This window comes from Bacillus sp. FJAT-45066 (genome assembly GCF_002335755.1).
Lineage (GTDB): Bacteria > Bacillota > Bacilli > Bacillales > Bacillaceae_I > Bacillus_CD > Bacillus_CD alkalisoli.
Genome location: NZ_NISQ01000001.1, coordinates 3,056,941 through 3,070,013 on the forward strand (window position 1 = coordinate 3,056,941; position 13,073 = coordinate 3,070,013).

The following is a 13,073-nucleotide window of genomic DNA, read 5'->3' on the forward strand; positions in this document are numbered from 1 at the left end:
TTTGAAGGTTTGGTCCTTCAAAACTAGATAACATATTTTCATATCAAGAAAGTGATTGTATCGTTCTAATTTGGTTAAGTCCTCGATCTATTAGTATTCGTCAGCTACACGTGTCGCCACGCTTCCACCTCGAACCTATCTACCTGATCATCTTTCAGGGATCTTACTAGCTTGCGCTAAAGGAAATCTCATCTTGAGGGGGGCTTCATGCTTAGATGCTTTCAGCACTTATCCCGTCCGCACGTAGCTACCCAGCTATGCCTTTGGCAAGACAACTGGTACACCAGCGGTGCGTCCATCCCGGTCCTCTCGTACTAAGGACAGCTCCTCTCAAATTTCCTGCGCCCACGACGGATAGGGACCGAACTGTCTCACGACGTTCTGAACCCAGCTCGCGTACCGCTTTAATGGGCGAACAGCCCAACCCTTGGGACCGACTACAGCCCCAGGATGCGATGAGCCGACATCGAGGTGCCAAACCTCCCCGTCGATGTGGACTCTTGGGGGAGATAAGCCTGTTATCCCCGGGGTAGCTTTTATCCGTTGAGCGATGGCCCTTCCATGCGGAACCACCGGATCACTAAGCCCGACTTTCGTCCCTGCTCGACTTGTAGGTCTCGCAGTCAAGCTCCCTTGTGCCTTTACACTCTACGAATGATTTCCAACCATTCTGAGGGAACCTTTGGGCGCCTCCGTTACTCTTTAGGAGGCGACCGCCCCAGTCAAACTGCCCACCTGACACTGTCTCCCACCCCGATTAGGGGTGCGGGTTAGAATTTCAATACAGCCAGGGTAGTATCCCACCGACGCCTCCACCGAAGCTAGCGCTCCGGCTTCTCAGGCTCCTACCTATCCTGTACAAGCTGTACCAAAATTCAATATCAGGCTACAGTAAAGCTCCACGGGGTCTTTCCGTCCTGTCGCGGGTAACCTGCATCTTCACAGGTACTATAATTTCACCGAGTCTCTGGTTGAGACAGTGCCCAGATCGTTACGCCTTTCGTGCGGGTCGGAACTTACCCGACAAGGAATTTCGCTACCTTAGGACCGTTATAGTTACGGCCGCCGTTTACTGGGGCTTCGGTTCAAAGCTTCGCTTGCGCTAACCTCTCCCCTTAACCTTCCAGCACCGGGCAGGCGTCAGCCCCTATACTTCGCCTTGCGGCTTCGCAGAGACCTGTGTTTTTGCTAAACAGTCGCCTGGGCCTATTCACTGCGGCTCTCTCGGGCTTTAACACCCTAACAGAGCACCCCTTCTCCCGAAGTTACGGGGTCATTTTGCCGAGTTCCTTAACCAGAGTTCTCTCGCTCACCTTAGGATTCTCTCCTCGCCTACCTGTGTCGGTTTGCGGTACAGGCACCATTCTCCTCGCTAGAGGCTTTTCTTGGCAGTGTGAAATCAGGAACTTCGGTACTAAATTTCCCTCGCCATCACAGCTCAGCCTTTATGAGAAGCGGATTTGCCTACTTCTCAGCCTTACTGCTTGGACGCGCATATCCAACAGCGCGCTTACCCTATCCTCCTGCGTCCCCCCATTGCTCAAACGGAGTGAAGGTGGTACAGGAATATCAACCTGTTATCCATCGCCTACGCCTTTCGGCCTCGGCTTAGGTCCTGACTAACCCTGAGCGGACGAGCCTTCCTCAGGAAACCTTAGGCATTCGGTGGATGGGATTCTCACCCATCTTTCGCTACTCATACCGGCATTCTCACTTCTAAGCGCTCCACCAGTCCTTACGGTCTAGCTTCAACGCCCTTAGAACGCTCTCCTACCACTGTTCGTAAGAACAGTCCGCAGCTTCGGTGATACGTTTAGCCCCGGTACATTTTCGGCGCAGAGTCACTCGACCAGTGAGCTATTACGCACTCTTTAAATGGTGGCTGCTTCTAAGCCAACATCCTGGTTGTCTAAGCAACTCCACATCCTTTTCCACTTAACGTATACTTTGGGACCTTAGCTGGCGGTCTGGGCTGTTTCCCTCTTGACTACGGATCTTATCACTCGCAGTCTGACTCCCATGGATAAGTCTTTGGCATTCGGAGTTTGACTGAATTCGGTAACCCGATGAGGGCCCCTAGTCCAATCAGTGCTCTACCTCCAAGACTCTAACACATGAGGCTAGCCCTAAAGCTATTTCGGAGAGAACCAGCTATCTCCAGGTTCGATTGGCATTTCACCCCTACCCACACCTCATCCCCGCACTTTTCAACGTGCGTGGGTTCGGGCCTCCATTCAGTGTTACCTGAACTTCACCCTGGACATGGGTAGATCACCTGGTTTCGGGTCTACGACCACGTACTCATTCGCCCTATTCAGACTCGCTTTCGCTACGGCTCCGTCTCATCGACTTAACCTTGCACGGGATCGTAACTCGCCGGTTCATTCTACAAAAGGCACGCTATCACCCGGGTTTTTTCCGAAGAAAAAACATAGGGCTCTAACTACTTGTAGGCACACGGTTTCAGGATCTTTTCACTCCCCTTCCGGGGTGCTTTTCACCTTTCCCTCACGGTACTGGTTCACTATCGGTCACTAGGGAGTATTTAGCCTTGGGAGATGGTCCTCCCTGCTTCCGACGGGATTTCTCGTGTCCCGCCGTACTCAGGATCCACTCAGGAGGGAACGAAGTTTCAACTACAGGGCTTTTACCTTCTACGGCTGACCTTTCCAGGTCGCTTCATTTACCCCGTTCCTTTGTAACTCCATGTTGAGTGTCCTACAACCCCAAGAGGCAAGCCTCTTGGTTTGGGCTAATTCCGTTTCGCTCGCCGCTACTCAGGAAATCGCGTTTGCTTTCTCTTCCTCCGGGTACTTAGATGTTTCAGTTCCCCGGGTCTGCCTTCATTACCCTATGTATTCAGGTAAAGATACTACTCCATTACGAGTAGTGGGTTTCCCCATTCGGAAATCTCTGGATCAAAGCTCACTTACAGCTCCCCAAAGCATATCGGTGTTAGTCCCGTCCTTCATCGGCTCCTAGTGCCAAGGCATCCACCGTGCGCCCTTAATAACTTAACCTCGATATCGCGAATAGATATCTAATAAAGAAAATTTACTAAGATGAACGATACTTTTGATGTATCTTGACATTACTTATGTTATCTAGTTTTCAAAGAACATGGTTCGATAGCTTTTATACTATCTAAAGTTTGAAAGAGGAATGCTCTCTCAAAACTAAACAAAACAACAAGCGTATTATTCCTTAGAAAGGAGGTGATCCAGCCGCACCTTCCGATACGGCTACCTTGTTACGACTTCACCCCAATCATCTGTCCCACCTTAGGCGGCTGGCTCCTAGGCACAACTTAACTTCCTATCATAATTATAAGAGGCTAAGTTGTGCCCAGGTTACCCCACCGACTTCGGGTGTTACAAACTCTCGTGGTGTGACGGGCGGTGTGTACAAGGCCCGGGAACGTATTCACCGCGGCATGCTGATCCGCGATTACTAGCGATTCCAGCTTCATGTAGGCGAGTTGCAGCCTACAATCCGAACTGAGAACGGTTTTATGGGATTGGCTCGACCTCGCGGTTTTGCTGCCCTTTGTACCGTCCATTGTAGCACGTGTGTAGCCCAGGTCATAAGGGGCATGATGATTTGACGTCATCCCCACCTTCCTCCGGTTTGTCACCGGCAGTCATCTTAGAGTGCCCAACTTAATGCTGGCAACTAAGATCAAGGGTTGCGCTCGTTGCGGGACTTAACCCAACATCTCACGACACGAGCTGACGACAACCATGCACCACCTGTCACTTTTGTCCCCCGAAGGGGAACGCCCTATCTCTAGGGAAGGCAAAAGGATGTCAAGACCTGGTAAGGTTCTTCGCGTTGCTTCGAATTAAACCACATGCTCCACCGCTTGTGCGGGCCCCCGTCAATTCCTTTGAGTTTCAGTCTTGCGACCGTACTCCCCAGGCGGAGTGCTTAATGCGTTAGCTGCAGCACTAAGGGGCGGAAACCCCCTAACACTTAGCACTCATCGTTTACGGCGTGGACTACCAGGGTATCTAATCCTGTTTGCTCCCCACGCTTTCGCGCCTCAGCGTCAGTTACAGACCAGAAAGTCGCCTTCGCCACTGGTGTTCCTCCACATCTCTACGCATTTCACCGCTACACGTGGAATTCCACTTTCCTCTTCTGCACTCAAGTTTCCCAGTTTCCAATGACCCTCCACGGTTGAGCCGTGGGCTTTCACATCAGACTTAAGAAACCGCCTGCGCGCGCTTTACGCCCAATAATTCCGGACAACGCTTGCCACCTACGTATTACCGCGGCTGCTGGCACGTAGTTAGCCGTGGCTTTCTGGTTAGGTACCGTCAAGGTACCGGCAGTTACTCCGGTACTTGTTCTTCCCTAACAACAGAGCTTTACGACCCGAAGGCCTTCATCGCTCACGCGGCGTTGCTCCATCAGACTTTCGTCCATTGTGGAAGATTCCCTACTGCTGCCTCCCGTAGGAGTCTGGGCCGTGTCTCAGTCCCAGTGTGGCCGATCACCCTCTCAGGTCGGCTACGCATCGTTGCCTTGGTGAGCCGTTACCTCACCAACTAGCTAATGCGCCGCGGGCCCATCTGTAAGTGATAGCCGAAACCATCTTTCAATAAAGAACCAGGAGGTTCTTTATATTATCCGGTATTAGCTCCGGTTTCCCGAAGTTATCCCAGTCTTACAGGCAGGTTGCCCACGTGTTACTCACCCGTCCGCCGCTAATCTTCAAAAAGCAAGCTTTTATCAGATTCGCTCGACTTGCATGTATTAGGCACGCCGCCAGCGTTCGTCCTGAGCCAGGATCAAACTCTCCGAAGAGTGTTTGAGCTTATGCTCATAATGTTTGCTGACTAATGTCAATTAATTGTTTGTTGTTAATCTTAAAGATTAACTTACACGCTGTTGTTTTGTTTAGTTTTCAAAGAGCTTGTGTCGCATTCACACGACTTAAATATAATATCACGCATAAACTCTTACGTCAATACTTTTTATTATTTTTTATAAGTCGTTCAGTTCGCTGTTTTAGCGACAAGTAATAATATATCACCTATAATGAATGAAGTCAACAAAAAAAATAAACTTCCTAACAAGGAAATTTATCAAGGTAATAGGAACAATCATAAACTACAAAATAAACATCTGTATAATGACTAATGCAGCTACTCCCGGAATCCCTAAAAAACCTGAAATGGCTGAAGTAGTAACATTAATTGGGACGTGAATACCAAAATAGTTACCAAATGCGTTTAAGAAGAATAAGAATAACGCTCCGATCATTAATTTAATTACACCTTGCCCAAGGAATCGTAACGGTTTAAACGGTGTTCCTACTATTAATATTACAATTATCAAAGCAATAATTATGCTTATAACAAGTAAAGGTTGCAAAATAATCCCCCTCCATACGCTTGTACTACTATAATTTTATGATTATAGAGGATTAGTTAGAACTAGCTGTAACATATAAAAATGAAAAAGTAGAAGCGCAAAAGTGCACTTCTACTTTTTCATTTTTCGATATCGCACTTCTTTTAATAGAAAGAGATACTTTGCTTCCGCTAGTTTGAGTTTACATACAACCTCTTCGGAAGGGTCGAGACTTTTTTCTACTAATGCTTTCTTTTTTGACCAAAGATCTTTATTTTCTTCCGTTAGCTTCATTATTTTCTCATCAAATTGGTTTTTTAAACGGTCCTTTTTCCGAAAGAACATACGTTTTATTACCCCATTTCAAAAATTAAGTTATATTTGACGTCTTCCTTCTAATGCTTTTGATAACGTCACTTCATCTGCATATTCTAAATCTCCACCTACTGGTAAACCATGTGCAATTCTCGTAATGACAATTCCAGTAGGTTTCAACAGTCTAGAAATGTACATAGCAGTAGCTTCCCCCTCAATATTAGGGTTAGTAGCTAATATAACTTCTTGCACTTCATCACCTTGAAGCCTTTGTATTAACTCCGATATTTTAATATCCTCAGGTCCAATGCCATCCATAGGAGAAATTGCACCATGTAGAACATGATACAAACCATTGTAGTCTTTCATTTTTTCCATCGCGATAACATCTTTTGTTTCTTGAATAACACATATAATCGAACGATCTCGTCGTTCATCGTCACAAATATAACACGGGTCTTTATCTGTAATATGCCCACAAACGGTGCAATAAGATAAATTTCGCTTAGCATTCACTAATGCTTTAGCAAAGTCTAAAACTGTGTCTTCTTTCATATTTAATATAAAAAAAGCCAGACGAGCAGCCGTTTTGGGCCCGATACCTGGCAGTTTCATAAAGCTATCAATAAGCTTTGATATAGGTTCAGGATAGTGCATTTCTTATCCTCCTAGAATAGTCCTGGCATATTCATTCCTTTTGTAAATTGTCCCATTGTATCATTTGTTAAATCTTCCATTTTCTTCAGTGCGTCATTTGTTGCCGCAAGGACTAAGTCTTGTAACATCTCGATGTCATCTGGATCTACTACTTCAGCTTTAATATTTACATCAATTACTTCTTTTTGCCCGTTTACAATAACCGTTACCATACCGCCACCAGCAGTACCTTCAACTGTTTTAACAGCTAATTCTTCTTGAGCTTTTGCCATATCCTTTTGCATTTTTTGCATTTGTTTCATCATTTTTTGCATGTTACCCATTCCGCCACGCATCATGCTACATTCCTCCTAATAATAAGTTAGTCTTTAATTTCTAATAGTTCAGGACCGACAAGCTTTTTTGCTTCTTCAATTAACGGATCTTCATCCGCTTCTTTTTGCTTGTCTTCGCTAGACTTTTGTCCATTAATAAAATCTTCTCGAATTAATTGCCATTGCTCCATCGGTACAACTACCATCTCTAAGTTTCTCCCTGTTAATTCAGAAAGAATTTGTTGAATAAGTTGTTTTGCCTCTTCGTCTGATGCCATCTGACAATGAATTTCATATTTAAATTTTAACACAAAAGCATTCGTTGAGGCAGCTACTGGTTCACTATCATTTAATAGCGCTGCTATAGATACTTTATTATTGTGTTTTAATCCTTCTAACAGTTCAGCCCATTTACTTTTTACTAAATCTAGATCAGGGCGTGTCGCTTGTTTTAATATTTCATTAATCTTACCGGTTGCTGGCTTAAAGGAACTTTTTGATGTAGCTGTTCTTTGCGGTTTTGCCGATGGGCTGCTAGTTTGTACAGCTACCTGATTAGTAGAAAGTTGCTTTAGTTGTTGTTCCAATTGATTAATACGGTTAAGTAAAACATCGACTTGACTTTGATCTGCAGCTTCAGTTGTTCCACCTTTTAGCTGGCAAAGCTTCACAAGTGCTACTTCTAAATATATTCTAGGGTGGTTTGTCCATTTCATTTCCTGTTGACTACTATTTAGAATATCAATGGTTTCGTATATCGCTGGAGCAGGAATAGATTCTGCAAAATTCTTAAATTCGTCATCTGCTTTTACAATATCTAATATATTTTCTAAATTTGGAGCTGCCTTATAAAGTAACATATCACGATAATAGAAAATTAAATCTTCTAGAAAACGAGTTGGGTCTTTCCCTAGACTAAATAATTCATTTAATGCATCTAACGCTGCACTTACATCTTTATTTGTGATGGCCTGTACCAAATTCGTCAAAAAAGTTTGAGATACAGAACCGGTAATGGCAAGGGCATCTTGGACTGTTAATTCCCCATCACTAAAAGATATAGCTTGATCTAGTAAACTTAAAGCATCCCTCATACCACCTTCTGCCGCTCTCGCAATAGCAGATAAAGCTTTCGGTTCTGCAGAAATCCCTTGAGCGCGTATGACTTGTTCCATCCTTCCAACAATCGACTCCGAAGTGATCCTACGGAAATCAAATCGTTGACATCTAGATATAATAGTCAAAGGTATTTTATGAGGTTCTGTCGTTGCCAAAATAAAGATAACATGTTTTGGTGGCTCTTCTAATGTTTTTAATAACGCATTAAAAGCACCGATAGAAAGCATATGTACTTCATCAATAATATAAACTTTGTAACGAACTGAGCTAGGCGCATACTTAACCTTGTCTCGTATATCCCTAATTTCGTCCACTCCGTTATTAGATGCAGCATCAATTTCTAACACATCTGATATAGAGCCGTCTGTAATTCCTTTACATGCTGAACATTCGTTACACGGCTCCGCTACTGGTGCATGTTCACAGTTAACCGCTTTTGCTAATATTTTGGCCGCACTCGTTTTTCCTGTACCACGGGGGCCAGAAAAAAGGTATGCATGTGAAAATTTCTGTTGAAGCAGGGCGTTTTGTAACGTTTTTGTTATATGCTCCTGTCCAACTACATCTTGGAAGAGTTGTGGTCGGAAAACACGATATAATGCTTGATATGCCACTTTTAAGCCCCCCTCTCCATTTTTCCCTTTTCCTATTATAACTTATTATAGAAAGTAAACCAAAGGAGAATAATCATTTTTGGCCATAAAAAAACCCACTCTTTAGGAGTGAGTTGTTTTTATAAGTATAACTGCCGTGCACCTTCTGTCGATTAGCCACCATAGGCGTTACTTAAGCAGTTAGCTCGACCCAGGCAACCCTGCGGCACATGAGAGAGTCCGCTTAATGCTGCTTCCTTCCGGACCTGACATAGTTCACGGGTTCTCATTGCGCAGGACCCAGGTGTCAACACCACTTACTTAAGGCAGCCCTACAGCCTGCTAACCTCGAGAAGGGATTCGGCCTCGCTAGAGCGGATTGCGAGTACAGGGCACCGCTACCTCCCCGCTTAGCACGGCAAAAGTATAACATAATGTTATGTGCACTCTGTTGAGTACATGACTAAGTATAGCTTGTTCCGTCTAAAAAATCAACCAGTTTCATCTGTAAATTTTTAGGAGTCTATTCTTTACGCTTCGCAGCTTTTTTCTTTTCTCTCAGTTTTTGAAAGAAAGAAGTGAGCATTTGCCCGCACTCTTCCGCTAACACTCCACTAACTACATCTGATTGATGGTTAAAGCGCTCTTCTTGTAATAAATTCATTAAAGTTCCTGCACATCCAGCTTTAGGGTCGATTGCTCCATAGACAACTTTCTTTATACGAGATTGCACAATAGCTCCTGCGCACATTGGACATGGCTCTAATGTTACGTATAGGGTAGTATCCTCTAGTCGCCAGGAACCGACTTTTTCGCAAGCTTCCTCTATTGCTAAAACTTCAGCATGCGTGATAGAACGTTGGCTAGTTTCCCTTCTATTAAATCCTGTTCCAATTATCTCATTGTCTTTTACAATTATGGCACCAATCGGAACTTCATTTATTAACTCCGCTTTTTTTGCTTCTTCTATTGCTAGCTTCATAAAATATTCATCAGAAAATTGTTCGATCATTTGAAACCATTCCTTATATCTATATTTTCTTAATAAATTAGGTACAATAATGCTTATGGAGGTGTACATTTGAAAAAGACTGCCTTACTTATTATCGACATGATTAATGACTTTCAGTTTAACCATGGAAAAATACTTGCGGACAAAACAATCGGGATGCTTCCAAATATATTAGAATTGAAAAAACATATGAACAAACATAAGCTCCCTATCATATACGTTAACGACCATTACGATTTATGGCAAGCGGACTACACAAAGATTATAGATAAATGTACGAATGAAATTAGCAAAAATGTCATTCGCTCGATAACTCCAGATAAAGATGATTTTTTTCTCATTAAACCAAGACACTCTGCATTCTATGATACACCTTTACATACAATGCTACTTCACTTTAATGTTACAGATCTCATTTTAACAGGAATAGCCGGAAATATTTGTGTACTCTTCACGGCAAATGATGCTTATATGAGAGATTTTTCTTTAACTATTCCAAAGGACGCAATAGCGTCTAACAGTGATGAAGATAATGAATTTGCCTTTACGATGATGGAAAACGTCTTAAAGGCAAATGTGTCCTGTACAAAAGATATTTTAAATAAACTTCCATCATGATTTTGCTATCCCCTTCATATATTGATAAAGGAGAAAATTTATGAAGGGGTGAGTCTTTTGCAAATACACGTTGTACAACAAGGGCAAACACTCTTTGGTATCGCTCAAGCTTACGGTACTACTGTAGAAGATATTGTCGCATCCAATGCTTTACCTAATCCAAATAATTTAGTTGTAGGTCAGGCACTTGTTATTCCAATTGTTGGTCGTTTTTATTTTGTTCAACCTGGCGATAACTTATTTTCAATTGGCAGAAGCTTTGGTATTTCTGCTACTAGGTTAGCAGAGATTAACCAGATTAATACGAACCAGCCACTACGTGTTGGACTGAGACTATATATTCCACCTCAACCCAAAATAGAGGCGGAATTTAATGCTTACATTGAACCACGAGGAAACGCAGTATCTGACCAACTCTTGCAAAGTGCAAGAAATACAGCACCACTTTTAACATACTTAGCTCCATTTAGTTTTGAAATTTTAAGAGATGGTTCATTAAAGGAGCCTCCGTTAAATGGAATACCTGAAATTGCAGAGCAAAACAATGTAATACTTATGATGGTATTAACGAACTTAGAAGATGGACAGTTTAGCGATGATTTAGGTCGAGTCATTTTGAATGATATGACTGTACAAAATAATTTATTAAACAATATTGTAACTACTGCGAGAAAGTATAACTTCCGTGATATTCATTTAGATTTAGAATATTTGCGTCCTGAAGACAGAGAAGCATATAATACATTTCTACGAAAAGCGCGAGACCGTTTCCGCCAAGAAGGATGGCTTATCTCTACTGCACTAGCACCAAAAACGAGAGCAGATCAGCCAGGACGTTGGTACGAAGCGCACGATTATAAAGCACACGGAGAAATTGTAGATTTTGTTGTTATTATGACATATGAATGGGGTTATAGTGGAGGCCCTCCAATGGCTGTATCTCCAATTGGACCAGTTAGAGAAGTGCTCGAGTATGCAATAACAGAAATGCCTAGCGAAAAAATAATGATGGGACAAAATTTATATGGCTACGATTGGACACTTCCATTCGAGCCTGGTGGAGAATATGCTAGAGCGTTAAGTCCACAAGCGGCTATAAAATTAGCAAGCGATAACAATGTACCTATTCAATATGACGAAGAGGCACAAGCACCTTTCTTTAATTACGTAGATAACGAAGGAGCAGAACATGAAGTATGGTTTGAAGATGCTAGGAGCATACAAGCTAAATTCGATCTCGTTAAAGAATTAAACTTACGAGGGGTAAGTTATTGGAAGCTAGGTTTATATTTTCCTCAAAACTGGTTACTCATTTACGACAACTTTGAAGTAAGAAAGCTACCTACAACAAATTAATAGTTTAGACCGTTTTCAAAATGGAGGATTTATCTTTCGTTTTAAAAGAACGGTCTTCTTTTTTTGCATTTCTTATGGTAGAAATTTTTCCCCACCTATCACAACATGTATGGTAGAATATTATTTATCTGTCCAAATATAGTAACTTTGTATGGTTTCTATTAGTAAAGGGGTGCAATACATTGCAAGCAACACCATTTATTACAGTTGAAGGTCCAATTGGTGTAGGAAAAACTTCTTTAGCAAAAAAGATCGCAGCTGAATTTAACTATCATTTATTAAAAGAAATTGTAGATGAAAATCCATTTCTCGGGAAATTTTATAAGAATATTGATGAGTGGAGTTTTCAAACAGAAATGTTCTTCCTATGCAATAGATATAAGCAATTAGAAGACATCGAAACATTATATTTACAAAATGATAACCCTGTTGTAGCAGATTATCATATAATGAAAAACTTAATCTTCGCCAAGCGTACTTTAAGAGATAAACAATATGATAAGTATTTAAATATATACGATATTTTAACGCAGGACATGCCTGTGCCAAATGTAGTCGTATATTTAAACGCTAGCTTAGATACGCTATTAGAACGAATTCAAATGCGTGGAAGAGAAATAGAGAAAAATATTGATCCACTTTATTTACAACAACTTAGCATCGATTATGATGCAGCAATGATTGAGTTTGAGAAGAAATATCCTAATATTCCCGTGCTTCGTTTCAGTGGCGATGACATTGACTTCGTCCAACGAGAAGAAGATTTACAACTTATTATTCAAAAATTACAAGACACGTTGCATAAAGGAGTAGTCATTACATGAATTTAAGAGAAAAATACGGTATACCATCAAATGCTGTTATTACTATTGCAGGTACAGTTGGTGTTGGAAAATCAACCATGACAAAAGCATTAGCACAAGCTCTTGATTTTCGTACATCTTTTGAAAAAGTGGACACAAATCCATATTTAGATAAATTTTATGCTGATTTCCAACGTTGGAGCTTTCACTTACAAATTTACTTTTTAGCTGAACGATATAAAGAGCAAAAGAAAATATTTGAGTACGGTGGAGGATTCATTCAAGATCGTTCCATTTATGAAGATACAGGTATTTTTGCCAAAATGCATTATGAAAAAGGTACAATGACACCAGTTGATTATGAAACATATACTAGCCTTTTTGAAGCAATGGTGATGACACCTTACTTCCCACATCCTGACTTACTAATTTATTTAGAAGGAAGCTTAGAGGATATTTTAACTCGTATTGAGCAAAGAGGTCGTCCGATGGAGCAGCAAACTCCTATTGAGTATTGGCAAGAAATGCATGGTCGCTACGAGAATTGGATCAATAACTTCAATGCATGTCCTGTATTACGATTAAATATCAACGAGTATGATGTGGTACAAAATGAAACTTCCATTGAACCTATTATTGAAAAGGTTTCAAACCATATTAGACAAACACAATTACTTGTGAAAAAATAAGAAAAGTAAAAAAAGCCCCAACCATTTTGCTTTGTTAGCAGGATGATTGGGGCTTTTCTTAGCCTTATTCGGTAAACTACTCGTATGGCTTAAACTTTTAATTTTAAATTGATAATTATTATATATCCTGAAATTTCACCTATATATCTGGAGGAGCCTGAACTAATCCTTATTCCTAACAACACTTATAAAAAATAAGCCGCCAATTGCTTGGCGGCTTTTCATTCCAACAAAAAATC

General features: G+C 41.7%; 10 protein-coding genes, 2 rRNA genes and 1 other RNA gene. 4 read left to right on the forward strand and 9 right to left on the reverse strand.

The genetic code is table 11. The features are described 5' to 3' along the window. Positions 1 to 70: 70 nt before the first annotated feature. The 9 genes from CDZ92_RS15550 to tadA form a co-directional block, all read right to left on the reverse strand. Positions 71 to 3,020 (reverse strand): 23S ribosomal RNA (locus CDZ92_RS15550). A gap of 188 nt (positions 3,021 to 3,208) precedes the next feature. After that, positions 3,209 to 4,809, reverse strand: a 16S ribosomal RNA gene (locus CDZ92_RS15555). Together the 16S and 23S rRNA genes form the textbook arrangement of a ribosomal RNA operon. 306 nt (positions 4,810 to 5,115) lie before the next feature. Continuing rightward, on the reverse strand, positions 5,116 to 5,379 hold the full coding sequence (locus CDZ92_RS15560; protein ID WP_096156121.1) for a pro-sigmaK processing inhibitor BofA family protein: 264 nt from the start codon (positions 5,377 to 5,379) through the stop codon (positions 5,116 to 5,118). Between the two features lie 111 nt (positions 5,380 to 5,490). Beyond that, positions 5,491 to 5,703 (reverse strand): YaaL family protein, encoded by a 213-nt coding sequence (locus tag CDZ92_RS15565; protein ID WP_096156123.1) that lies wholly within the window; start codon positions 5,701 to 5,703, stop codon positions 5,491 to 5,493. A gap of 30 nt (positions 5,704 to 5,733) precedes the next feature. Then, positions 5,734 to 6,330, reverse strand: coding sequence for a recombination mediator RecR (gene recR, locus CDZ92_RS15570; RefSeq protein WP_096156124.1), 597 nt, complete (start codon positions 6,328 to 6,330; stop codon positions 5,734 to 5,736). Between the two features lie 11 nt (positions 6,331 to 6,341). Next, on the reverse strand, positions 6,342 to 6,665 hold the full coding sequence (locus CDZ92_RS15575; RefSeq protein WP_096157026.1) for a YbaB/EbfC family nucleoid-associated protein: 324 nt from the start codon (positions 6,663 to 6,665) through the stop codon (positions 6,342 to 6,344). A 26-nt stretch (positions 6,666 to 6,691) separates the two neighbouring features. Continuing rightward, positions 6,692 to 8,377: a DNA polymerase III subunit gamma/tau gene (gene dnaX / locus CDZ92_RS15580; protein WP_096156126.1), complete on the reverse strand. Its 1,686-nt coding sequence runs from the start codon at positions 8,375 to 8,377 to the stop codon at positions 6,692 to 6,694. 134 nt (positions 8,378 to 8,511) lie between these two features. Next, an RNA gene (gene ffs / locus CDZ92_RS15585) (signal recognition particle sRNA large type) lies at positions 8,512 to 8,775 on the reverse strand. A gap of 104 nt (positions 8,776 to 8,879) precedes the next feature. After that, entirely contained in the window at positions 8,880 to 9,365 is a 486-nt protein-coding gene (gene tadA, locus CDZ92_RS15590; RefSeq protein ID WP_096157027.1) for a tRNA adenosine(34) deaminase TadA, read from the reverse strand. Positions 9,366 to 9,437: 72 nt separating this feature from the next. On the opposite strand from tadA, the gene CDZ92_RS15595 reads away from it, so the two are divergent. The 4 genes from CDZ92_RS15595 (at position 9,438) to CDZ92_RS15610 (ending at position 12,834) form a co-directional block, all read left to right on the forward strand. Continuing rightward, positions 9,438 to 9,986 carry an isochorismatase family cysteine hydrolase gene (locus CDZ92_RS15595; RefSeq protein ID WP_096156128.1) on the forward strand — a complete coding sequence of 183 codons (549 nt, stop codon included), beginning with the start codon at positions 9,438 to 9,440 and terminating at the stop codon, positions 9,984 to 9,986. Between the two features lie 57 nt (positions 9,987 to 10,043). Beyond that, a complete protein-coding gene (locus tag CDZ92_RS15600) occupies positions 10,044 to 11,342 on the forward strand; it encodes a glycoside hydrolase family 18 protein (RefSeq protein ID WP_096156130.1) in 1,299 nt (432 codons plus the stop codon). A gap of 182 nt (positions 11,343 to 11,524) precedes the next feature. After that, positions 11,525 to 12,166, forward strand: a complete 642-nt coding sequence (locus CDZ92_RS15605) for a deoxynucleoside kinase (RefSeq protein WP_096156132.1) — start codon at positions 11,525 to 11,527, stop codon at positions 12,164 to 12,166. Continuing rightward, on the forward strand, positions 12,163 to 12,834 hold the full coding sequence (locus CDZ92_RS15610) for a deoxynucleoside kinase (protein ID WP_096156134.1): 672 nt from the start codon (positions 12,163 to 12,165) through the stop codon (positions 12,832 to 12,834). The genes CDZ92_RS15605 and CDZ92_RS15610 overlap by 4 nt, the downstream gene beginning before the upstream one ends. The last annotated feature ends 239 nt before the right edge of the window (positions 12,835 to 13,073 follow it).

Excerpts from the sequence above, each read along its gene's own strand:
- CDZ92_RS15565 (WP_096156123.1), bottom strand. The coding sequence starts at position 5,703 with ATGTTCTTTCGGAAAAAGGACCGTTTAAAAAACCAATTTGATGAGAAA.
- recR (WP_096156124.1), bottom strand. The coding sequence starts at position 6,330 with ATGCACTATCCTGAACCTATATCAAAGCTTATTGATAGCTTTATGAAA.
- CDZ92_RS15575 (WP_096157026.1), bottom strand. The coding sequence starts at position 6,665 with ATGCGTGGCGGAATGGGTAACATGCAAAAAATGATGAAACAAATGCAA.
- CDZ92_RS15610 (WP_096156134.1), top strand. The coding sequence starts at position 12,163 with ATGAATTTAAGAGAAAAATACGGTATACCATCAAATGCTGTTATTACT.